This is a genomic window from Tessaracoccus luoxuelianae (assembly GCF_054483915.1).
In genome coordinates, this window is sequence record NZ_CM137013.1 from 1,268,166 (window position 1) to 1,290,231 (window position 22,066).

Consider the following 22,066-nt stretch of genomic DNA (forward strand, 5'->3'; position numbering starts at 1 on the left):
CGTCCCGCCCGTCGTCGACGGCTAGGCTGACGGTCATGTCGCGCTGCTCCGTGCTGTGGTCCGCCGCCGATCTCCCCGCCTGGGGCACCGCGGCCCGCGCGGACTTCTGGGTCTGCCTCGAGGCACCCGGCCCCTGGGGCGCCAAGGCCGCCACCAGCGCCCGAGCGCTTGACCCGGCGGTGGGGGCGCGGCTCGAGCGGCTGATCGAAGAGATGGGCGGCCGCCTGCTGCTGATCCGCCAGGCGGCGCGCAACACCGTCGGCGACGACCCCCTCACGGTCCTCGTCTCCGGAGGATTCGACGAGGAGGGCTGGCTCACGCGGTTCGAGGTGGGCGATGCCAAGGGACTCGTCGAGTGGCTGGACAGCTGGCGGCAGGCGGGCATGCCATCGCCACAGGACACCGTCGCTGAGCCGGTGCTGCTCGTGTGCACGCACGCCAAGCGGGACCGGTGCTGCGCGCTGGAGGGCCGCCCCATCCTCGAGGAACTCGAAGGGGAGCTGGGAGTGGAGTCGTTGTGGGAGTGCTCCCACCTGGGGGGTCACCGGTTCGCGCCCACCGCACTCCTCCTGCCGACGGGGCAGGTGCTCGGGAGGATGGTCGCGGGGGAGGCCCTCGCGGCGTATCGGGACGCGGGCGTCGGGCTGCTCTGGCCCGGCGGTGAGCGCCGCGACAGGGGACGCAGCCACCTGCCCCCGGAACGGCAGGCGGCGGAGGCGTGGGCGCTGGCCCGGTTCGGGGCGGCTCGCTCTCAGGACCTCGGCAGCCGGATTGAGGGAGACGCGGTGGAGGTGCGCCACGGTGAGCGTCGCGTCATCGTGCGGGTGTCGCGGATCGACACGGGCGACGAGGCGCCGCTGAGCTGCGGCAAGGAGTCGGAGCCGATGACGTACTGGTCCGTCGAGCCGGTCCAGGAGTAGCCCCTGGTTTGCCCCGTCTGGGGTGTTGTGGTCGGGTTCGGCGGCTGTGCCCCGGTTCGGCGGCCGTGCCCCGGTTCGGCGGCCGTGCCTCGGTTCGGCGGGCTGTGGTAAGGCCGGGTTGGCCGGTGGTCGGGTTCGGCGGCGTGTGGTGGGGGGGCGGGCCGCCCATGATGCCGGCGGCGGCGCTTCGCGCGCGGCGCCGTCATCAACGCCCACCCAACCTGCCCCGCCCCCCACCTCCCGCCGCCTTGGCGGACGCCAGAGGCCGCGTTGGCGGACACCTCGCGTGCCCGCGGGGTGAGCCGGTCGGGCGCGGAGCGCCGCCGACCGCGTCGAAGCCTTCGTCGGCGCTTCGCGTGGCCAGCCCTTCGCTGGATCTCAAATCGGCGATCGGCGCCATCGACCCCACGATGAAGCGCGGAAGCTCAGCGAGCGCGCGTTGCCCTCTGCGTCAGGGGGACGGTGGTCGGGGCGGCACTGCGCAGCGGTGCCCAACTCGAGGATCACCCAGCTGGCATGCCGCCCAGGACCATCCCGACCCAAGGCCGCCCCGACCAGTGGCGCCCGGACCCGGCCACGCCACAGAAGGAGTCTGCGGGGAACCGGGATCCGATGCCCGGGCGGCCCTCAGAAGCGCCGCAGGCCCCGACCACCTCGTCAGTCGCGGAGACCCTACTCACTCGACCACCACGGGCCGTCCGGGCATCGGATCCCGGATCCCCGCACACACTGCGGCCCCCGACCATGGGGCTAGGACAGCGGAACGTCACGACGCTCACACCTGTGGGCGGAGCGGTAGGGGATCAGCCGAAGCGGCCGGTGATGTAATCCTCAGTGGACTTCTGATCCGGGTTGTGGAAGATCTTCTCGGTGGGCCCGTACTCGATCAGCTCGCCCGGCTGCCCGTGCGCCTTGAGGTTGAAGAACGCCGTCTGGTCCGAGACGCGCGCGGCCTGCTGCATGTTGTGGGTGACGATCACGACGGTGTACGTCTCCTTCAACTCCTTGATCAGGTCCTCGATGGCCAGCGTCGAGATGGGGTCGAGGGCGGAGCAGGGCTCGTCCATGAGCAGCACGTCAGGCGACACCGCGATCGCGCGGGCGATGCAGAGGCGCTGCTGCTGCCCACCGGAGAGGCCGGATCCCGGCTTGTCGAGGCGGTCCTTCACCTCGTTCCAGAGGTTGGCGCCCCTCAGCGACTCCTCCACCAGGGTGTCGGACTCCGACTTGCTCATCCTGGCGTTGTTGAGCCGCACACCGGCCAGGATGTTCTCCCGGATGGACATGGTGGGGAAGGGGTTCGGGCGCTGGAACACCATGCCGATGTGGCGCCGCACGCGCACCGGATCCACCGACTTGTCGTACAGGTCCACCCCGTCGAGCAGCACCTGGCCGTCGACGTAGGCGCCGTCGATCACCTCGTGCATGCGGTTGATGGACCGCAGCACCGTGGATTTGCCACACCCGGACGAGCCGATGAAGGCCGTCACGGCGCGCGGCTCGATGGTCATGCTGACCGACTTCACGGCGTGGAACTTGCCGTAGTAGATGTCGAGATCCTTGAGCTCAATTCGCTTGGACATTTTCCTGCGTCTTCCTGATCAGCGGCCGGACTTGGGGGCGAATTTCCACGCGATGAGTCGACCGATCGCGTTGAGGCCCATGACGATGAGAATGAGGGTGAGGGCCCCTGCCCAGGCGCGGGCGTAGAAGGGATCCTGGGGGATGCCGGGGGTCACGTACTGGTAGTACACGAACACGGGCAGCGTGGCCATCGGGTTGGAGAACGGGTTGACGTTCATCGACGCCGTGATGCCGGCGGTGACCAGCAGCGGGGCGGTCTCGCCGATGACGCGCGCGATGGACAGCACCACGCCCGTGACGATGCCGGCGAGGGCAGTGGGAAGCACCACCTTGGCGATGGTGCGCCACTTCGGTACCCCCAGCGCGTAGGAGGCCTCGCGCAGCTCGTTGGGCACCAGCCTCAGCATCTCCTCGGTGGATCGCACCACCGTGGGGATCATCAACACCGACAGCGCCACCGCTCCGGAGACGCCGTTGTTGGTCCCCGGCCCGAAGAGCAGGCTGAACACGGTGTAGGCGAACAGCCCGGCGACGATCGACGGGATGCCCGTCATCACGTCGACGAAGAAGCGGATGGCCGAGGCCAGCTTGCTGCCGGCGCTGTATTCGACGAGATAGATGGCTGTGAACAGCCCGATGGGAACCGAGATCAGGCTGGCGATGCCAGTGATGATCAGCGTGCCCCAGATGGCGTGCACAGCGCCGCCACCCTCACCGATGACGCTGCGCATCGAGTAGGTGAAGAACTGGATGTCCATCCGCTGAAGGCCCTTGGCCAGTGTCTGCCAGATCAGGGAGACCAGGGGGAACAGGGCGATCAGGAAGGCGCCGGTGACGATGTGGCGCGCGTTGCGGTCTTTGGCCTTGCGCATGCCCTCGACGGACCAGGACAGCGCGAACATGGCGGCCAGGAAGACCAGGACGCCGATGATCAGGACGCTGCCGACGCCCGCGGCGTTGAACAGGGCCAGGACCGCCGAGGTGACCGCGAAGGCCACGACGAGCATCGCCGGCGTGGTGAAGCGGGGCAGCTGCCCGGCAGTCAACTCGCTGGTGCGCGTGGTCAAGCTGGTGGCGCTCATCAGTTGGCTCCCGAGAATTCCTTGCGCAGGGACAGGACCCAGCGCGCCGTCATGTTCACGGCCAGGGTGATCACGAACAGCACGAGGCCCGTCGCGATCAGCTGGTTGATGCCCAGGCCGAAGGCCTCAGGGAAGGCGAGCGCGATGTTGCCCGCTATGGTGTTGGGGTTGCTGGAGGTCAGCATCTGGAAGTGGATGATCGCAGCGGGCGAGAGCACCATGGCGATGGCCATCGTCTCGCCGAGTGCGCGACCCAGCCCGAGCATGCACGCTGACACGATTCCGGGAGTCCCGAACGGGATCACCGCCTGGCGGATCATTTCCCAGCGGGTGGCGCCCAGGGCGAGCGACGCCTCCTCGTGGAGCCGGGGGGTCTGCAGGAAGACCTCGCGGGAGATGGCTGTGATGATCGGCAGCACCATGACGGCCAGCACGACGGCGGCCGTCAGGATGGTGCGGCCGGTGCCGGAGACCGGGCCGGAGAAGAACCAGCCGAAGACGGGCAGGGGCCCCAGGTTGTCCGCCAGCCACACGTACATGGGGCGCATCAGCGGGGCCAGGGTGTTGATGCCCCACAGGCCGAAGACCACCGACGGCACGGCGGCCAGCAGGTCGATGATGTAGCCGAGACCTGCAGCGAGCCTCCGCGGGGCGTAGTGGCTGATGAACAGCGCGATCCCGATCGCCACGGGGACGGCGAACACCATCGCCAGTGAGGCGGCCCACACCGTGCCGAACGCGAAGGGGAGCGCGTAGCTCCAGAACTCGCCGTACTGCAGCTCCTCGGCGTCCGCGGTCAGCGCAGGGATGGACAACCCGACGAGGAACGTGGCGACGGCGGCGAGGATCACGAGGATCAGGGTGCCGGATCCGGTGGAGAGCGCCTTGTAGAGCTTGTCGCCGAATCGCTTGCTGCTGTGGTGGAGGGCGTGGCTCTCGTCCTCCCGGTGTGGGAGCGAGTCCTTCTGCTGGGGCGTGGTGGGCGCCTCCGCGTCCGTCGTCGACATGGTTCTCCTGCTGTTGACCGTTGGGCCCGGGCGGCTGCCCTGAGCCCTCAGAGTCGCGCCTCCCGCAAGCGAGAGGCGCGACTCCTGGGACTACGTGGATCCTACGATCACTTGATCGAGTCGATGGCAGCAATCACCTTGTCGCGCAGGGCGGGGGCCAGGGGAGCGGAGCCCGCACCCGCGGCCGCATCGTTCTGGCCCTGCTCGGAGGCGATGTAGCCCAGGTAGGCCTTGACCAGCTCGGCCTTCGCCGGATCCGCGTACTCGGCGCAGGCCATGCCGTAGGCCACGAGCACGATGCCGTAGCCCTCGGCGTTGCGGTCGAGGTTGATCGCGAGGTCGTTGGCCTCGCGACCCTCCTCCATCGGGGAGGCGTCGACGGCCGCGGCCGCGTCTTCGGCGGTCGGGCCGAAGAAAGCGCCGTCCTTGCCGATCATGGCGACGGAGAGCTCACCGGCCTGCGAGGCGTCGGCGTAGCCGATGGTGCCGGTGCCGCCGGTGACGGCGGCGACCACGCCGGAGGTGCCCTTGGCAGCCTCCCCGCCCTCGTAGGTCCACTCGCCGTCGGCCTCGTTGGTCCAGACGCTCGGGGCGGCCTTGTTGAGGTAGTCGGTGAAGTTCTCGGTGGTGCCCGAGTCATCCGAGCGGTGCACCGGGGTGATGTCCATGTCCGGGAGCTCGACGCCCTCGTTGGTGGCGGCGATGGCCGGGTCGTTCCACTTGGTGATGGAGCCGTTGAAGATGCCGGCCAGGGTGTCGGGATCCAGGTTGAGCTCGGTGACGCCCTCGAGGTTGAAGATCACAGCGATCGGCGAGACGTAGATCGGCAGGTCGTAGACGATGGAGTCATCGGCGCACAGCGACGAGGCGCCCGCCACGTTCTCCTCGAGGGTGAAGGCGCGATCAGAGCCGGCGAAATCCACGCCGGCGCCCATGAAGGCCTCGCGGCCGGCGCCGGAGCCGTCGGGCGCGTAGTTGACGGTCATGCCAGGGTTGGCCTCCTGGAACTTCGCGATCCAGGTGGTCTGCGCGGAGTTCATGGCGGAGGAGCCCTTGCCTGCGAGGGTGCCCTCGAGGGTGGAGGCTGCCGAGGAGTCGGCGGTGGCGGCGGCGGAATCAGTGGTGTCCGGCGTGGTGGTGCCCTCGTTGGCCGCGCAGGCCGAGAGGAGGAGCGCGGCAGAGAGGCCGAGAGCAGCGGTCAGACGAATCTTCATTCGGGGAGTGCCTTCCGAGAGGGTGGTGGGGCTTGCGTGCGGCCCCGGAACTCGATGTGTTTCGGTTCGTTCCTGCATCGGACGGTAAAGAATCGAAGTAACGCGATGAGCCCAGTTTGGTTAACAGGAGATGAACGGTGGTCGAGTTCTCGCGCGGTGAGCGTCACGATCGGGTAAATGGGTCCCGCGAAGCCTGTCAGGCGGTGGGCTTGTGCACCTCGACGGCCACCTTCGCGCCCTCATCGTCGCGGTGCACCACGACCACCTCCGCCACCACCATCGGCCTCGGCGCAAGGTCCACGCCGCTGAACATCGCGGGAAGCACGGGCCGATGCCCGCACAGCGCGGTGGGAACCTCGAAGGTGCGGAACAGCTCGCGCGTGTAGGAGGTGACCTCGTCGGGGTGCACGGTGCCCTTCTCCTCGGTCAGCACATCGAGGGTCTCGATGATCAGACCGCGCTGATCCGCATAGGGCCGCAATGTGTCGACGCAGCGCGTCGAGGACGACGACACCAGGCTCTCGATGCCGTACGCGGAGAACAGCTGGGTCAGCTCCTTCGCCTGGCGCCTGCCGCGGCCAGCCAGCCGTCGTTCCTGGTCCGGGCCGGTCCAGTCCTTGCGGAGCATGGCCTTGGCGTGCCGGACCAGCAGCAGCGGGGTGGTGCGCTGCGTGAGGAGGGCTGCGGAGAGGACCCGGCGCTCATCGGCGTAGGTGAGCCGCCGCATCGCCTTGTCGATCGGGAACCAGCCCACCCTGTCCACCTCGGCGTCGGGTTCGCGGGGCAGTTCCTCCAGCACCTCCGCGCGCCAGTACTCGACCGTCTTGGGTCCCTTCTGCAACTGGTACCGGATCGTCGGCAGCCTCAAGCCCAGCCGGACCACCACGCCCGTCTCCTCCAGGACCTCCCGCACCGCGGTCTGCGGCGCCAACTCGTCGGCCTCGCCCTTGCCCTTCGGGAGCGACCAGTCGTCGTAGCGGGGACGGTGGATGAGCAGGACCTCGGAGTCGTCGCCGGTGCCGCGCAGGACGACGGCTCCGGCGGCCCGGATCTTGGCGCGCTTGGTCATCGCGAGGAGCGTCGGGCCGCTGTCTGCTGGATGAGCCACTCCTGGAGGTCCGTGAGGGGGGTACCCGAAGTGTCGGTGGTGTGCGCCGTCCAGGTGGCGTCCGTCAGCTCCCAGTGGACGGTGGTGTCGGCGAACGCCATCTCGAAGAGATCCTCCACCTGCTTGACGTGGGCCGGGTTGCTGATGCCGACGATGGCCTCCACCCGGCGGTCCAGGTTGCGGTGCATCATGTCCGCGGACCCGATGCCGACGATGGGTCTGCCGCCCCCCGCAAACCACAGCACCCGCGAGTGCTCCAGGAACCGGCCGAGGATGGAGCGCACGCGGATGTTGTCGCTGAGTCCGGGGACGCCCGGGCGGATGGTGCAGATGCCCCGCACCCAGATGTCCACGGGCACGCCGATCTGCGAGGCCCGGTACAGCGCGTCGATGAGAGCCTCGTCGACCAGGGAGTTGACCTTGATCTTGATGCCGGAGACCTTGCCGGCGAGGTGGTTGGCGATCTCCCCGTCAACGTAGGCGAGCAGGCCCTTGCGGATGCCGTGGGGGGCCACCAGGAGGCGACGGTAGTTGGTCTCCTGCGTCATGCCGGAGAGGTGGTTGAAGAGCCGGGCCACGTCGTCGCTGATGACGGGGTTGGACGTCAGCAGGCCCATGTCCTCGTACTGTCGCGCGGTCTTCGGGTTGTAGTTGCCGGTGCCGATGTGGGCGTAGCGACGCAGCCCGTCGGACTCCTCGCGCACCACCAGCGAGAGCTTGCAGTGGGTCTTCAGCCCCAGCATGCCGTAGACGACGTGCACCCCGGACTTCTCGAGCTTGCGGGCCCAGCCGATGTTGGCCTGCTCGTCGAAGCGCGCCTTGATCTCGACGACCGCGAGCACCTGCTTGCCAGCCTGCGCGGCCTCGATGAGGGCGTCGACGATGGGGGAATCACCCGAGGTGCGGTACAGGGTCTGCTTGATGGCCAGCACTGCGGGATCCGCGGCCGACTGCTCGATGAAGCGCTGCACCGACGTGGCGAACGAGTCGTAGGGGTGCTGGACGAGAACGTCGCGCAGCTTGAGCGCCTTGAACATGTCCGCGGGGCTGGCGCTCTCCACCTCCGCGAGGTCGGGGTGCGTGATGGGCAGAAAGTTGGCGTATTTGAGGTCCTCGCGCTGCGAGTCCGCCAGCGAGAACAGGCCCGTGAGGTCCAGCGGGGCGGAGAGCCTGAACACCTCATTGTCGTGGACGTCGAGCTCGGCCATCAGCATCGCCAGCATGTGCTCGTCGATGCCCTCCTCCACCTCGAGGCGCACCGGCGGACGCCCCACCTTGCTGCGGAGGAGCTCCTTCTCCAGCGCGAAGAGCAGGTTCTCGGCGTCGTCCTCCTCCACCTCGATGTCCTCGTTGCGGGTCACCCGGAAGGTGGTGTGGGAGACCACCTGCATGCCGGTGAACAGCTGCCCCAGATGCCGGGAGATGATCTCCTCCAGCGGCAGGAAGCGGCCCTCGGCCAGCTTGACCAGCCTCGAGAGCACCGGCGGCACCTTGACCCGGGCGAACTGCCGCCCACCGGTCTGCGGGTTCTTCAGGAGGACGGCGAGGTTGATCGACAACCCGGAGATGTAGGGGAACGGGTGGGACGGATCCACGGCCAGCGGGGTGAGGACCGGGAAGATCCGCTCCGCGAACAGGGCGCGCATCTTGTCCTTCTCGGAGGCCGTCAGCTGGTCCCACCGGAGGATCTGGATCCCCTCGGCAGCCAACTCGGGCCGGATCACCTCCTGGAAGACGCGCGACTGCTCCACCACCAGTTCGGCCACCTTGCCGAGCAGCTGGCTGTGCAGCTCTCCCGGCATCTTCCCGGTGACGGTGGGGACGGCGACGCCGGCGGCGATGCGACGCTTCAGGCCCGCGATGCGGACCATGAAGAACTCGTCCAGGTTGGAGGAGAAGATGGCCAGGAACTTGGCCCGCTCGATCAGCGGGACGCGGTCGCGGTCCCGGGCGAGGTCGAGGACGCGATCGTTGAACTGAAGCCAGGAGATCTCGCGGTCCAGGTAGCGGTCCGGCGGCAGTGGGGTCTCACTCAATGTCGCTCACCTCTCGAGGCGGTAGCTGGTGTCGGTCTGGGCGATCCGGAAGCCGGCATTCTGGTACATCCTCACCACCCTGTCCTGATCGCCCTCCACGTAGAGCTGGACGGTGTGGTCGCCTCCGGCGGCCAGGTGTGCGAGGCCGTGCGCCAGCAGGGCCCGTCCCAGCCCCTTGCCCTCGTGGTCCTTGTCGACGGCGATGAGGTACACCTCACCGAGGCCGTTGCCGTGCCGCTTGGTCCAGTGGAGGCCCACCACGTCGTCGCCGTGCAGCAGGATGAAGAACCCCGCGGGGTCGAACCAGGATTGTCGCGTCAGCTCGTCGAACTCCTTCGACGTGAGCCGGCCCTGCTCCGGGTGGTGCGCGAAAGCCTGTGCGTTGAGCGCCAGGAGAGCCGCCGCCCGGTCCGGGGTGTAGGTGACGATGCGGTAACCCTCGGGGAGGGCTCCGCCCGGTTCGTCGCTCCGGTGGGCTCGCTCCATGCGGAGCAGGGTGCGGACGGGGGACAGCCCGAGGCGCCTCGCCAGCGCGTCCCCGCCGGGCAGCGTGCCGAACGCCCACACGGCGGAGTCAGGGTGGGCCCGGAGCGCCTCCGTCAGCAGGGCGGCACCGACGCCCTCCGAGCGGTGGGCGGGATGCACGCCGAGGAGCAGCGTGCCGTCGCGCTCGTCACACACCACGAACCCGTGCGGGTCCGAGCGCGAACCCATGAAGAAGAAGTCCGCCTCGCGGGTGCCGTCGATGCCCATCGAGCCCGACTCGTTGAGCGGTGAGATGCCGTCGTGCTCGGTGATCGCGGCGACGAGGCGCCTCAGTGCGTCCTGCATCGTCGGCGTCAACGTGTTGAGGCTAATCAGCACGGTGTCCCTCCCTCGAGCTGGCGAACCGGTAGCCCACGTTGCGCACCGTGCCGATGTAGTAGTCGTACTGGCCGAGCTTGGCCCGAAGGCGGCGCACGTGGACGTCCACCGTGCGCGTGCCGCCGTAATAGTCGTAGCCCCAGACCTGGCTGACCAGGGTCTCCCGCGACAGGACCCGCCCGGGGTGTTGCATCAGGTAGCGCAGCAGCTCGAACTCGGTGTAGGTGAGGTCCAGGGGGGCGCCGTCGAGGCTCGCGGAGTAGGCCGCGCCGTCGACGCGGATGGGGCCGGCGGTCAGCACATCGGGATCGACGTTGGCCTTGGCCAGAATGCGGAGGCGGGCGTCCAGCTCCGCGGGCTCGCTGCCGGCCGCGACGAAGTCGCTGAATCCCCAGTCCGGCGACAGGACGGCCAGCCCGGAGGTGGCCACGAGCAGGAGTACCGGGGTGCCGCCGCTCTTGGCCAGGGTCTGGCAGGCCGAGCGGGCCCCCGCGAGATCGGTGCGGCCGTCGACCATCACCACCGCCACCGCCTCCGCCTCCACCAACGCCTGGGCTGCTGAGTTGACCGGCGTCACGTGATGGCTGAGCAGGGTCAGCTCCACCGGGGGTTCACCCTCTGAGACGAAGAGAATGTTGCTCACACTGGGGGCCTCCTTCCGGTCGAGCGCCTGGCTCATCGTAACGCCGCGGGACTCCCGGCGTTATCCGCGCCGACTTGTAGCATGGCCGCCATGGAGCAGCGGGTTCCTGATGAGTACTTCCGGCCGGCCGCCGAATCCGACGACGTGCGAGCCGAGGACGGCGTCCGCCCGCTGCCGGACAGGACCGCCGCGAAGGCCGTCGCGCCTGCAGACATCCACGACGGGTGGACGGCGCGCGCCGCCGCCAGCGTCGCGGTGGTGGTGTTGGGTCTCTCCTTCACCGTCGGCCGGCTCTGGGTCTTCCCACCGGAGGAGCAGCCGCGTCCGGAGCCCACCGCGTCACCCTCCGTCTCCGCGATGCCCACGCCCTCAGAGTCGCCGGATGTCGCCGCCCCCTACGACGGCGCGGTGGCGGGGGTCCAGGCCATCGCGGCCGAGGGTCGCTGCATCGAGGGTGGCAGCCGCGACGCCCCGCTCGCGCTCGTGGACAACAACAGCGAGACCATTTGGCGGTGTCGCGGCGACGGAGCCGAGCAGACCGTTACGGTGCGCTTTCCCGGCGTCCGCACCCTCGTGGGGCTCCGGGTCGTCAACGGCAACACCGTTTGGACGGACCGCTACCTCGCGGAGCGCCGGATCCTCACCATCCGATGGACGTTCGCCGACGGCTCGTTCTTCGAGCAGGGGCTCGCGGCCAACGACCGGACCCCACAGGAAGTGCGCTTCCCGGAGACGGACACGGACCGGGTGACACTGACCATCCTCGAGTCCACCGCTCCCGGAGGCAGTAGCGCGTCGATGGACGCCGTCTCGATCAGTGCCCTGGAGTTCCTGGGCCCAGCCTGAGGTCACGCCCAGTCGTGCGTGTCGATCAGGATCGTGACCGGCCCGTCGTTGACCGAGGAGACGCGCATGTGCGCACCGAAGCGTCCCCGCGACACTGTCGCCCCCAGCAGCTCCAGCTGCCGGCACAACTCTTCGACGAGGGGCTCGCTCACCTGGCCGGGGGCGGCCCCGCTCCAGGAGGGCCGACGACCCTTGCGGGTGGAGGCGTAGAGGGTGAACTGGCTGACCACGAGGAAGGGGGCCCCGGTGTCGCTGGCGGAGGCCTCGCCGTCGAGGATCCGGAGCCCCCAGAGTTTGCGGGCGAGGGCCACCGCGTCGTCGGCGTCGTCGTCGTGGCCGACACCGGCCAGCACCAGCAGCCCGGGCCGGTCCAGCCGCGCGACCACCTCGTCGCCCACCTCGACGGCCGCCTCGAGTACCTTCGTCACCACCACGCGCATGGCCCCATTGTGGCCGGTTCGTATACTGGCCCGCATGGCCGCGGTCCTGGTGTGGGTGCTGATTGTCGCCACCGTCGCGCTGGGCGTCGGTGCGCTCGTCGCGCTGGGCGTGACCCTGCGAGGGCTGTGGAGACAGCTGCGAGGAGATGAGTCGTGAACATTGACATCGAGGTGCCTGAGGGCCTCAACCCCGCGTTGACGGCGCTGGGCTGGCTGGTGGGCCGGTGGGAGGGCAGCGGCAACGGCACGGACCACGAGGGGAACGGGTTCGAGTTCGAGCAGCGCATCGAGTTCAACCACAACGGCGGCGAGTACCTCTACTACGCCTCCCAGACCTTCCTGCTCGGCAGCGAGGGGGCCGATCACGTGCCGATGAGCATGGAGACCGGCTTCTGGCGCCCCAAGTCGGACGCCTCCCTGGAGGTGGTGCTGACCAGTGCCGACGGTTGGACCGAGGTGCTCGTCGGCAGGATCCAGGTCACCCGCATCGACCTGATGACCGACGCCGTGGTCCGCACGGAATCCGCCTCCGTCACCCACTCCGCGGGACAGCGCCTCTACGGCAAGGTGGAGGGTGACCTGATGTACGCGCTGGATCGCGCCACCACCGAGCACGAGTTGCGGCCCCACATGTGGGCCAGACTGAAGCGGACCTGATATGCCGGTGATGCTCGAGTCCGGCGTCGACGCCGGCCTCGCCTGGCACTTCGGCAATCCGGTCGCCGAGGCCCGCGCCCTGGAGGCAGGGGAGGGGGTGGTGGACCTCCGCAACCGCGAGATCCTTGAGATCAGCGGCCCGGACAGGCTCGGTTGGCTGCACTCACTGACCACCCAGCACCTCAGCGCACTCGCGCCAGGGGCGGCGACCACGGCGCTGATCCTGTCTCCCACGGGTCACATCGAGCACGTGCTGCACGGCGTCGACGACGGGGCCTCGTTCCTCGCCTGGACCGAACCGGGGCGGGCCGCCGAGCTGATCGCCTTCCTGGAGAAGATGCGCTTCGCGATGCGCGTGGAGGTGGCCGCCCGCCCGGACCTGCGCTTGGCGTGGGTGGGGCACCGGGTGCCCGTCGACGCCTCGTGGCGGGCGCGGGACTCCGAGTTGGGCGGGCTCGAGGTGTTCCTCCCTGAGGGCGCCGAGCTGGCGGGGACCGTCGGCACCTGGGCACTCGAGGCAATGCGGATCGCCGCCGGCGTGCCCCGGATCTTCATCGACACCGACTACAAGACCATCCCCAATGAGATCGGGCTGGTGGGCACGCACCTCAACAAGGGCTGCTACCGAGGCCAGGAGACCGTGGCCCGCGTCCACACACTGGGCAGGCCCCCGCGCCGGCTCGTGCTGCTGCACCTCGACGGGACGATGTCCGCGCTGCCGGAAATGGGCGCCCCCGTGGAGCTCGCCGGCCGGGTGGTGGGTGCAGTGGGCTCCTCAGCCCGCCACCACGAGCTCGGCCCCATCGCGCTCGCCCTGGTGAAGCGGTCGCTCGCCGTCGACGCGGAGCTTCTGGCGGACGGGATCCCGGCCGCCCAGGAGGCTCTCGTGGACCCCGACGTAGGCCTGCATGTGCGCCCAGTCCTGGGGTAAGGGAGCCGCGCCCGGGCTGGCATCATTCTCCTGTGCAGAACGAGCCGCCGCGTAACACCACCATCGACGTTGCGCGCGCCTTCTCGGTGTTCGTCGTGGTCCTCTTCCACGGACTCATCTTCCAGGCCTCAGTGGGGCCCGACGGCGCGCTGCAGGCGGAGCTGTGGGCTCCGCCCACCTGGGTGTGGGGCCTGTCGTGGTTGCTCATGTCCATGCCGCTGTTCTTCGCCTGCGGCGGCTTCGCCAACGCGCTCATCGTGGACAAGATGCGACGGCGGGGCACCGGGTTCTCGCACTATCTCGCCAACCGGGGCCGTCGGCTCACCGGCGGGCTGACGCTGTTCGTGACGGTGTTCGCGGTGATCGCCACCGTGGCAGCCTGGGTGGGCTATCCGGCGCTGGCCGCTGAACTCAGCCGCTCCCTGATGTTCCTGTTGTGGTTCATCTCGGTCTATCTCGTCATCGTCCTGTTCGCGCCGTTGATGGTGAGGCTCCACGACCGGTTCGGGGCGTGGGTGATCGTCGCGATGCTGCTGGGCATCGTCGTGGTGGACCGCGCGTGGATCGGGTTCGGCCGCAACGACATCGGCCAGATCAACATGTTCCTCGTATGGCCGCTCTGCCATCAGTTGGGCATCGGGTACCAGCGCGGCTGGTTCCGGGAGGGGCCGGCGCGCCGCACGTGGGCGCTCCTGCTGGCCGCGGCCGTCGCGATCGCGGTGCTGATCGCCTTCTTCGGCTACCCGGCCTCGGCGGTCGGCTTCGCCAACGCCCCCCGGGCCAACCACCTTCCCCCCACGTTGGCGATGGCGCTCCTGGGAGTCGCCCAGGTGGCGGCGCTCGGGCTCGTGGAGCGGTCGGGGGCGTTCGCCCGCCTCTCGCCGCAGGCGGAAGCGAGGCTCGCCAAGCTGAGCGCGCTGATGATGACGGTGTACCTGTGGCACGGGCCGTGCCTGCTCATCGGCGCGGCAGCGCTCCTGCTGGCGGCCATGGTGCTGCCATTGGCCGCGCCGGTGCTCCTGGCCCAGGCCACCGTGCTGGGCGTCGGGGTGGTGCTGATCCTCGTCCTGGTGCCGCTCATCGGGCTCGTGGAATACCGGCTGATCCCGCCGCTCGGCACCTCCCAGGACCGCTACCTCGCGCTGCTGAGTTACGTGCTGATGATCGCTGGCGCCATGCTGGTGTGGCGTCACGGCACCGTCCTCCACCCCGCCTACCCGGGGTCCGCCCTCGGGGTGGTGGCGATCTGGGCAGGGACCTGGACGATGGTGCGGGCGTCACGACCGGTGGGGGTGGCGCGCAGCGCAGACGACCTGCTCAAGCCGCAGCGTGGACTGGCGGCCCGCCGGGCAGGGGAATCCCCCCTCCGGGCAGGCAACTCCCCGGAGGTCGTGGCCCCCGGGGAGTTGGCGGAGCGGATCAGTTGAGGGCGGCCAGGGCGGCATCGTAGTCCGGCTCGTGGGAGGTCTCGGCCACCTGCTCGGTGTAGATCACCGTTCCCTCGCCGTCGATGACGACGACCGAGCGGGCCAGCAGCCCGCGGATGGGGCCGTCGGTGTAGGTGACCCCGTAGGTGCCCCCGAAGTCCGAGCGGAAGTCCGAGGCCACCAGGACGTTCTCGATGCCCTCGGCTCCGCAGAATCGCTTGAGCGCGAAGGGCAGGTCCTTGGACACGCAGAGCACCGTGGTGCCCTCCAGGTTGGCCGCCCGTTCGTTGAAGGCCCGCACACTGAGCGCACAGGTGCCGGTGTCCAGCGAGTGGAAGATGTTGAGCACCAGGTTGCCGCCGGCGAAGTCCGATAGCGACACCGGGGAGAGGTCCGTGCCGGTCAGTTCGAAGTCGGGCGCCGCGGAGCCCACCTCCGGCAGTTCGCCGATGGTGTGGATGGGGTTTCCCTTGAATGTGATCTCAGCCATGCGTCGATCCTTGCCGACGACGCCAAATCCGGCCAGCGCCGACCCGTGATCCGCGGTGGTGTTCGCCGCCAGCGATGTGCCGCCGCTCCCGACGGCCCCAAGGTTGTGGCGCGTTCAACTGGCGTTCACCGGAAGGTGGTGAACTACTCCCATGAGCCAACAGAATCTCCGCGAATACATCGACCAGCTGCGCTTCGAGGGCTACGCAGTCGCCGATGTCCACGGCGAGGACCCGTACCTGATCGACCCGCTCGGCAACGCGGTGGAGACCTGGCGGGATCGCCACCCCTACGACGAGCTCCTGGACCGGGACGCGTACGAAGCGGAGAAGCGGGAGCTGCAGATCGAGCTGCTCAAGTTCCAGTACGCCGCCCAGGACGCCGGCACCAAGCACATCATCATCTTCGAGGGGCGCGACGCGGCAGGCAAGGGCGGCGCCATCAAGCGATTCACCGAGCACCTCAACCCTCGTAGCGCGCGCGTGGTCGCGCTCGCCGCGCCCACGGAGCGGGAGAAGGGCCAGTGGTACTTCCAGCGCTACGTGCAGCACCTCCCGACGGCGGGCGAGATCGTCCTGTTCGACCGTTCCTGGTACAACCGGGCCGGGGTCGAGCGAGTGATGGGATTCTGCACCGACGAGGAGTACGAGATCTTCATCCGGCAGGCACCCCTGTTCGAGCAGATGCTGATCGAGTCCGGCATCACCGTGACGAAGCTGTGGTTCTCCGTGGCGCAGCGGGAGCAGCGCACGCGCTTCGCGATCCGGCAGATCGACCCCGTCCGGCAGTGGAAGCTCTCGCCCATGGACCTGGAGTCGCTCGGCCGCTGGGAGGACTACACCGCTGCGAAGACGGCGATGCTCAAGCACACCGACACTGAGATCGCCCCCTGGTACCGGATCAAGTCCAACGACAAGAAGCGCGCCCGGCTCAACGCGATGCGCCTGTTCCTGGACCTGCACGACTACGAGGGCAAGGACCCGTCGGCGATCAGGCCCACGGATCCGCTGATCGTGCAGCGGGGTCGCAAGAAGTGGATGAAGGCGGATGAGGAGTCCGCAGAAGACGCCGCAGTCAGCGTCGACGTGACCCACGGGCCCGCCACCGAGCCTGAGCTGGACACCACCAAGCCGAGCGTTCCCAAGCCAAGTGTCCTCTTCGTGTGCGTGAAGAACGGCGGCAAGAGCCAGATGGCGGCGGCCCTCGCCAGGCTGCACGCGGGCGACGCCCTCGACGTGTACTCGGCCGGCACGAAGCCCGCCGCGACGCTCAACGAGGAGTCGCGCGTCAGTGTCGAGCAGGTGGGCGCCACGTTCGACGGTGAGCAGCCGAAGGCGATCGACCCCGAGATCTTGCGCAGCGTCGACAGGGTGGTGCTGGTCGGCGGCGAGGCGGCGGTGGAGCCCGTCGAAGGCATGCGCGGCACTATCGAGACGTGGCTGACGGACGAGCCGTCCCTGCGCGGTATCGAGGGCGAGGAGCGCATGACACTTGTCCGCGACGACATCGACGCCCGGGTGCGCGCCCTCCTCTCCGAGCTGGTGCCGCCCTCCGCGGACTGACGGTCGGTCCCTGAGCCGAGCTGGACCGCCCGCAGCGCGGGGGGAAGGTCGCCCTTTCGCTCCCTGAGGAGGGCCGCCCGCGAAGCGGCGTGGCCGGTCTACTTCCGCTCCCTGAGGAGGGCCGCCCGCGAAGCGGCGTGGCCGGTCTACTTCCGCTCCCTGAGGAGGGCCGCCCGCGAAGCGGCGTGGCCCGTCTCGAAGGGTTGTGACTGCCACCTTGACGCAGTTCTTGTGGTCGGGTGCGGGGAGCCGGGAGTCGATGCCCGGGCGGCCGTTGTCCATGGTCTCGATGTTTCGTCCAGCCGGGTCGGTGGTCGGGTTGTTGAGGCCGCCCGGGCATCGTCTCCCGTCTCCCCGCACTCGTCCTGTCTGCGGCGTTGCCTGGTCCAGGGTGTGGGCCGGCAGGGCGGCGTTGGGGTCGGGTCTGCCTGAGCGGGATGCCTGTTGGGTGATCGTCGGGTTGGGCACCGCTGCGCAGTGCCGCCCTGCCGTCCCTCACCCTTGCGTTTGGCCGCGGGTTTTTGACCCTTCGAGACTCCCACGGTCGCTTCGCGACGCGGGACCCTCAGGGACCGAGCTTTCGATCCCTGAGGAGGGCCGCCCGCGGAGCGGCGTGGGCCGTCTCGAAAGGTCGTGACTATCACCTTCACGCGGATCACGTCTCGTTACGGGTTCTCGACCCCTCGAGACTCCCACGGTCGCTTCGCGACGCGGGACCCTCAGGGACCGAGCCTGGCCGCCCTGCCGTCCCGACCCTCGCGCTCAGGCACGTGACCCTCAGGGGGTGGGTGAAGGTCAGGGGAGCTGGCCGAGGGCGACGATGGCATCCATCAGCGGGCGCAGGTCGTTGTTGCGCACGCGTTGCGAGTTGGCCGACTCGCTGATCCCTTCGCGCCCGGCGATCTCGGCGTTGTCCAGGCCGTCGAGCATGCCCCGGAGGGTGGAGAGCGCCCCCGGCCGCAGCCGGCCGAGATGGGCGTCGATCAGCCGCGACACGGCGTCGGCGGAGGGGGTTGCCGTGGCCCGCTCGTCACGCACCGCCGTGCGCACCGCCTCGTATCCCGGTTTGGCCGCCTGTCCCTTGACCCAGTCGATCGCCTCGCGTGCCTGCCACCAGGCGGAACCGTCCTGGATCCCGCGAGCCTCGTCGACGACGACCACCTGGCCACCCCCGAGTCCGCAGCGTGCGTCCCACCGGGGGGCGAGCGCGAGCCTGAGCGAGAAGCCGGCAGTCAAGGCGGCGCCGAGGGAGGGGTATACCCCCTGGAGTTCATCGCCGACGGTGGGGCGAAGTTCGTGCAGCGGTTCGACGGCGGCGTTGACGCCCGCGACCGCCCGGAGCACGTCCGCATGCAGGGCGTCTCTCTGCGCGGTGCGCGACGCCACGATGTCGACGAGCAGAGCCACAACGGGCAGCACCTTCGTAGTCTTCATATGTAGAGAATAACTTCATAGCTTCCGGGTGAAGGACAAACCTTATCCCGCGGGAGTGTCGGGGCGGCGGTGTAGCGTTTCCGGCATGGACTGGGGGCTGGTACTGAAGGCCGCGATCGTGCTGCTCGCGGGCCTCGTCGCCGCCCTCGGCAACCCCGTCGTGCGTGCCCTACTGAGGCGGATCGACAAGGCGTCCCTCCCGTCGTCGGAGGAGGAGGTGGCGCAGACCCGGGCCAGCCTCGGCCTGGAGGCGGCCCAGAAGGAGCTTCCGGGCGGCCGGTGGATCGGCATGCTGGAGCGGGTGGCGGTCTACGCGTGCATCGTGGCGGGCTTTCCTGCCGGGATCGCCATGGTGCTGGCGGTCAAGGGTCTGGGGCGGTACGCGGACCTGGCCACGGCGTCGGACTCGGGGACCTCGCGCAAGGGCGAGTTGTTCATCATCGGGACCTTCGCCAGCATGCTGTGGGCAGGGCTCTGGGCCGGCGTCGCCTACTTCGCCGTCCGGGCGTGGTGAGCGCCGGGGGCCTGCTCCCGGAACATGTGGTGGCAGAGCTCCTCGACAGGTGGGCAGAGCCGCATCGTCGCTATCACTCCCAGGCCCACCTGTGCGACGGGCTGGCCGCGCTGGATCTGCTGCAGGCGGGCAGGCTGGAGAGAGTCGCCTTCTGGTTCCACGACGCGGTCCACCACAACGCCAGCCCGGACGACGAACTCGCCTCTGTCGCGCTGGCGCGGGGCCTCCTCCGAGGTCTGCCGGCCGCGGAGGTCGACGAGGTGTGCGGGTTGATCCTGGTCACCGTCGATCACGCGCCTCACCCCGACGACGAGGCCGGTGGACGGATGGCCGACGCAGACCTGCACGGACTGGGGCTCCCGTGGGAGCGGTACTGCGTCAATGTCGCGGCGATCCGGGCCGAGCTCCCCGACCTGGGGCCGGCCGAATGGGTCGAGCGTCGGCGACGCTTCATCGAGCGGATGCTGAGCCGCGGATCGGTCTTCCACACGCCGAAGGGCCTGGCGCTCTGGGAGCACCAGGCCCGGTACAACCTCCGGCGAGAGCTGGATCAGCTCTCGGCGAGCAGCTGGTAGAGACGCCTCTTCAGGTCCTCGACCTCGGCCGTCGCCTGAGCGATGAGGTCCGCGTTGCCGCTCTGGGCGATCGTCCCGACGGCGGACCAAGCCTGACCATAGGCCTGTGCCAGCCCGGCCGCGGGATGTGCGGCCGCGTCGTCGTCCTGCTCCCACGGGGTGGGCCGTTCTGTGGCCTCGGCCTCGGCGCGGCCGGCGTCGGTGATCTCGTAGGCCTTCCCCGCCTCGGAGGCGATGAGGCGGATGAGCCCCTCGTCCTCCAGTTGGTTGAGCGCCGGATAGATGGCGCCGGGGCTCGGCTTCCAGCGCCCGCCGCTGCGGTTGTCGAGCTCCTGGATGATCTGGTAGCCGTTGCGTGGCTGTTCGGCGATCAGCAGCAGGGCGGCGTTGCGGACGTCGCCGCGGCGGGCGCGGCCTCCACGTCGGCCACCGAACGGGCCGGTGCCGAAGCCGCCGGGGCCGAAGGGTGTGGGTCCGAAGCCGCCGGGGCCGAACGGGCCGCCGCCGGACGGGCCGCCGCCGGACGGGCCGCCGCCGGACGGGCCGTGCCCGCCCATCCTGCCGCGGCTAGGGCCTCCGTGGCGGTGACCGCGACCGCGGCGCTCGCCGCGCCGATCGTGGGTGGGTTCCTCGGGCGTGCTGCTCTCGTTGAGCAGGGCGCCGAAGATCTGGTGCAGGGCGGCGCCTCGGCCGCCCCAGGGGTGATGCATCGCGTAGTCCATCGCGAACTCCTTCTGGACAGTGGGGGCTGAATGCCCCGTACGTGTTCCAGGATGCACGATAGCTCGCGATATGTCAAAGATATATCGCGAACTATCGTGAAAGAGTCAGGGCTTCTTGTGCCCCTTGCGCTCCTTGGCCCGGTCGTTGGCGTTGAGCGACACCTTGCGGATGCGCACCATCGCCGGGGTGACCTCGAGGCACTCGTCGCCCGCGCAGAATTCCAGCGCCTGCTCCATGGACATGTTCTTGGCCGGGATCAGCCGCTCCAGCTCGTCGCCCGTGGAGGAGCGCACGTTGGTGAGCTTCTTCTCCTTCGTGGGGTTGACGTCCATATCCTCGGCGCGGGGGTTCTCGCCGACGATCATGCCCTCGTACACCTCTGCGCCCGGAGGGACGAACAAGGTGCCGCGCTCCTGCAGGTTGAACAGCGCGTAGGACGTGGTCACGCCCGTCCGGTCCGCCACCAGCGAGCCGGTGGGGCGGGTGCGGAAGTCGCCGGCCCAGGGCTCGAAGCCCTCGCCCACGTGGTTCATGATGCCGGTGCCACGTGTCTCGGTGAGGAACTCCGTGCGGAACCCGATGAGGCCGCGGGCAGGGACGATGAACTCCAGCCGAACCCAGCCGGTGCCGTGGTTGACCATCATTTCCATCCGGCCGCGGCGCAGCCCCATGAGCTGTGTGACCACCCCGACGAAGTCCTCGGGGATATCGACGGTGAGCCGCTCGATGGGCTCGTGCACCTTGCCGTCGACGAGCTTGGTGACCACCTGGGGCTTGCCGACGGTGAGCTCGAAGCTCTCCCGGCGCATCATCTCCACCAGGATGGCCAACTGCAGCTCGCCGCGACCCTGCACCTCCCAGGTGTCCGGGCGCTCGGTGGTGTTGACCTTGATCGACACGTTGCCGACCAGCTCCTGCTCCAGGCGCGCCTTCAGCAGGCGGGCGGTGAGGTTCTTGCCGGACTGGCCCGCCAGCGGTGAGGTGTTGATGCCGATGGTCATGGAGATCGACGGCTCGTCGACGTGGATGAGCGGCAGGGGCTTCGGGTTCTCGGGGTCCGAGAGTGTCTCGCCGATCATGATCTGCGGGATGCCCGCGATGGCGACGATGTCGCCGGGGCCTGCCAGATCCGCCTGCACGCGGTCCAGCGCCTGGGTCATGAACATCTCGGTGAGCTTCACCGTGCTGATGGTGCCGTCGGTCTTGCACCACGACACCAGCTGGCCACGCTTCATCTCGCCGGCGATGATGCGGCACAGCGCGAGGCGGCCCAGGTACGGCGACGCGTCGAGGTTGGTGACGTGCGCCTGCAGGACCGCGCCCTCCTCGTAGACGGGGGCGGGGATGTGCTCCATCAGGGTGTCGAACAGCGGCTCGAGGTTGGGGCTGTCCGGCATGCCGCCGTCCTCGGGCTGCGTCAGCGAGGCGCGGCCGGCCTTCGCGGAGGCGTAGACGATGGGGAAGTCGAGCACGTGGGCCGCGTCGTCGTCGATGAGGTCCATGAAGAGGTCGTAGGTCTCCTCGACGACGGCGGAGATGCGCGCGTCGCTACGGTCCACCTTGTTGACCACCACGACGATCGGCAGGTTCTTGGCCAGCGCCTTGCGCAGCACGAAGCGGGTCTGGGGGAGCGGACCCTCGGACGCGTCGATCAGCAGGACCACGCCGTCGACCATCTCAAGCCCGCGCTCCACCTCGCCGCCGAAGTCGGCGTGGCCGGGGGTGTCGATGATGTTGATGGTGACCCCGGAGCCGTCGGGGCGGATGTGCCGCACGCCGGTGTTCTTCGCGAGGATGGTGATCCCCTTCTCGCGCTCGAGGTCCATCGAGTCCATGACGCGGTTGTTGACGTCGGATCCCTCGCGGAAGGCTCCGGACTGCCACAACATGGCGTCGACAAGCGTCGTCTTACCGTGGTCGACGTGGGCGACGATGGCGACGTTGCGCAGGTCTTCGCGTGTGGGCATGTGGCATCTCCGGGGGATCGACGGTGGGGGCCGCGGGAGAGTC

Annotated in this window: 22 protein-coding genes and 1 pseudogene; 10 read left to right on the plus strand and 13 right to left on the minus strand. The window is 69.2% G+C overall.

All coding sequences use genetic code 11. The features are described 5' to 3' along the window. Positions 1-35: 35 nt before the first annotated feature. The gene (locus ACX1D1_RS05495) at positions 36-920 is read left to right on the plus strand and encodes a ferredoxin family protein (RefSeq protein ID WP_459056229.1); all 885 of its coding nucleotides are present in this window, start codon (positions 36-38) and stop codon (positions 918-920) included. Positions 921-1,723: 803 nt separating this feature from the next. Here the strand turns inward: ACX1D1_RS05495 and pstB are convergent. From pstB to ACX1D1_RS05535, 8 genes are all read right to left on the minus strand, one after another. Beyond that, positions 1,724-2,503, minus strand: a complete 780-nt coding sequence (gene pstB, locus ACX1D1_RS05500) for a phosphate ABC transporter ATP-binding protein PstB (RefSeq protein ID WP_459056230.1) — start codon at positions 2,501-2,503, stop codon at positions 1,724-1,726. A gap of 18 nt (positions 2,504-2,521) precedes the next feature. Continuing rightward, complete coding sequence (gene pstA / locus ACX1D1_RS05505) at positions 2,522-3,586, minus strand: phosphate ABC transporter permease PstA (RefSeq protein ID WP_459056231.1); 1,065 nt, start codon at positions 3,584-3,586, stop codon at positions 2,522-2,524. Continuing rightward, a complete protein-coding gene (pstC, locus tag ACX1D1_RS05510; RefSeq protein ID WP_459056232.1) occupies positions 3,586-4,593 on the minus strand; it encodes a phosphate ABC transporter permease subunit PstC in 1,008 nt (335 codons plus the stop codon). Before pstC ends, pstA begins: the two co-directional genes overlap by 1 nt. Before the next feature lie 107 nt (positions 4,594-4,700). Beyond that, positions 4,701-5,807, minus strand: coding sequence for a phosphate ABC transporter substrate-binding protein PstS (pstS, locus tag ACX1D1_RS05515; protein WP_459056233.1), 1,107 nt, complete (start codon positions 5,805-5,807; stop codon positions 4,701-4,703). A 196-nt stretch (positions 5,808-6,003) separates the two neighbouring features. Continuing rightward, positions 6,004-6,876 (minus strand): NUDIX hydrolase, encoded by an 873-nt coding sequence (locus ACX1D1_RS05520; protein ID WP_459056234.1) that lies wholly within the window; start codon positions 6,874-6,876, stop codon positions 6,004-6,006. After that, positions 6,873-8,951 carry an RNA degradosome polyphosphate kinase gene (locus tag ACX1D1_RS05525; protein WP_459056235.1) on the minus strand — a complete coding sequence of 693 codons (2,079 nt, stop codon included), beginning with the start codon at positions 8,949-8,951 and terminating at the stop codon, positions 6,873-6,875. The genes ACX1D1_RS05520 and ACX1D1_RS05525 overlap by 4 nt, the downstream gene beginning before the upstream one ends. A 6-nt stretch (positions 8,952-8,957) precedes the next feature. After that, positions 8,958-9,815 carry a mycothiol synthase gene (gene mshD, locus ACX1D1_RS05530; protein WP_459056236.1) on the minus strand — a complete coding sequence of 286 codons (858 nt, stop codon included), beginning with the start codon at positions 9,813-9,815 and terminating at the stop codon, positions 8,958-8,960. Then, on the minus strand, positions 9,805-10,458 hold the full coding sequence (locus ACX1D1_RS05535) for a winged helix-turn-helix transcriptional regulator (protein ID WP_459056237.1): 654 nt from the start codon (positions 10,456-10,458) through the stop codon (positions 9,805-9,807). The genes mshD and ACX1D1_RS05535 overlap by 11 nt, the downstream gene beginning before the upstream one ends. A 90-nt stretch (positions 10,459-10,548) precedes the next feature. Here ACX1D1_RS05535 and ACX1D1_RS05540 point away from each other — a divergent pair, with 90 nt between their 5' ends. Then, positions 10,549-11,304 carry an NADase-type glycan-binding domain-containing protein gene (locus ACX1D1_RS05540; RefSeq protein WP_459056238.1) on the plus strand — a complete coding sequence of 252 codons (756 nt, stop codon included), beginning with the start codon at positions 10,549-10,551 and terminating at the stop codon, positions 11,302-11,304. A gap of 2 nt (positions 11,305-11,306) precedes the next feature. Here ACX1D1_RS05540 and dtd read toward each other — a convergent pair whose 3' ends face one another. After that, complete coding sequence (dtd, locus tag ACX1D1_RS05545; RefSeq protein ID WP_459056239.1) at positions 11,307-11,744, minus strand: D-aminoacyl-tRNA deacylase; 438 nt, start codon at positions 11,742-11,744, stop codon at positions 11,307-11,309. Between the two features lie 34 nt (positions 11,745-11,778). Here dtd and ACX1D1_RS05550 point away from each other — a divergent pair, with 34 nt between their 5' ends. From ACX1D1_RS05550 to ACX1D1_RS05565, 4 genes are read left to right on the plus strand one after another with little or no spacing between them, the layout of a single operon-like run. Further along, positions 11,779-11,901 carry a hypothetical protein gene (locus ACX1D1_RS05550; RefSeq protein ID WP_459056240.1) on the plus strand — a complete coding sequence of 41 codons (123 nt, stop codon included), beginning with the start codon at positions 11,779-11,781 and terminating at the stop codon, positions 11,899-11,901. Then, positions 11,898-12,401: a heme-binding beta-barrel domain-containing protein gene (locus ACX1D1_RS05555; RefSeq protein WP_459056241.1), complete on the plus strand. Its 504-nt coding sequence runs from the start codon at positions 11,898-11,900 to the stop codon at positions 12,399-12,401. Before ACX1D1_RS05550 ends, ACX1D1_RS05555 begins: the two co-directional genes overlap by 4 nt. A 1-nt stretch (position 12,402) precedes the next feature. Further along, positions 12,403-13,332 (plus strand): CAF17-like 4Fe-4S cluster assembly/insertion protein YgfZ, encoded by a 930-nt coding sequence (gene ygfZ / locus ACX1D1_RS05560; RefSeq protein ID WP_459056242.1) that lies wholly within the window; start codon positions 12,403-12,405, stop codon positions 13,330-13,332. Between the two features lie 32 nt (positions 13,333-13,364). Further along, positions 13,365-14,759, plus strand: coding sequence for an acyltransferase family protein (locus tag ACX1D1_RS05565; protein WP_459056243.1), 1,395 nt, complete (start codon positions 13,365-13,367; stop codon positions 14,757-14,759). On the opposite strand, the gene tpx is transcribed toward ACX1D1_RS05565, so the two are convergent. Next, a complete protein-coding gene (gene tpx, locus ACX1D1_RS05570; RefSeq protein ID WP_459056244.1) occupies positions 14,752-15,249 on the minus strand; it encodes a thiol peroxidase in 498 nt (165 codons plus the stop codon). The two genes, ACX1D1_RS05565 and tpx, sit on opposite strands and share 8 nt — an antisense overlap. Positions 15,250-15,400: 151 nt before the next feature. On the opposite strand from tpx, the pseudogene ppk2 reads away from it, so the two are divergent. Both ppk2 and ACX1D1_RS05580 read left to right on the plus strand, forming a co-directional pair. Further along, a pseudogene (gene ppk2 / locus ACX1D1_RS05575) lies at positions 15,401-16,276 on the plus strand (polyphosphate kinase 2); the annotation flags it as partial. A 162-nt stretch (positions 16,277-16,438) separates the two neighbouring features. Further along, a complete protein-coding gene (locus ACX1D1_RS05580; RefSeq protein WP_459056544.1) occupies positions 16,439-16,810 on the plus strand; it encodes an arsenate-mycothiol transferase ArsC in 372 nt (123 codons plus the stop codon). 795 nt (positions 16,811-17,605) lie between these two features. Here the strand turns inward: ACX1D1_RS05580 and ACX1D1_RS05585 are convergent. Next, positions 17,606-18,244 (minus strand): SatD family protein, encoded by a 639-nt coding sequence (locus tag ACX1D1_RS05585; protein ID WP_182782196.1) that lies wholly within the window; start codon positions 18,242-18,244, stop codon positions 17,606-17,608. An 85-nt stretch (positions 18,245-18,329) separates the two neighbouring features. Between ACX1D1_RS05585 and ACX1D1_RS05590 the strand changes: the two genes are divergently transcribed. Next, entirely contained in the window at positions 18,330-18,758 is a 429-nt protein-coding gene (locus ACX1D1_RS05590; protein ID WP_459056245.1) for a hypothetical protein, read from the plus strand. Positions 18,759-18,787: 29 nt separating this feature from the next. Further along, on the plus strand, positions 18,788-19,333 hold the full coding sequence (locus ACX1D1_RS05595) for an HD domain-containing protein (RefSeq protein WP_459056246.1): 546 nt from the start codon (positions 18,788-18,790) through the stop codon (positions 19,331-19,333). On the opposite strand, the gene ACX1D1_RS05600 is transcribed toward ACX1D1_RS05595, so the two are convergent. Together ACX1D1_RS05600 and typA are read right to left on the minus strand one after the other, a co-directional pair. Beyond that, positions 19,309-20,055, minus strand: coding sequence for a PadR family transcriptional regulator (locus tag ACX1D1_RS05600; RefSeq protein ID WP_459056247.1), 747 nt, complete (start codon positions 20,053-20,055; stop codon positions 19,309-19,311). The genes ACX1D1_RS05595 and ACX1D1_RS05600 overlap by 25 nt on opposite strands. A gap of 105 nt (positions 20,056-20,160) precedes the next feature. After that, positions 20,161-22,023, minus strand: a complete 1,863-nt coding sequence (typA, locus tag ACX1D1_RS05605) for a translational GTPase TypA (RefSeq protein WP_182782199.1) — start codon at positions 22,021-22,023, stop codon at positions 20,161-20,163. Positions 22,024-22,066 lie beyond the last annotated feature (43 nt).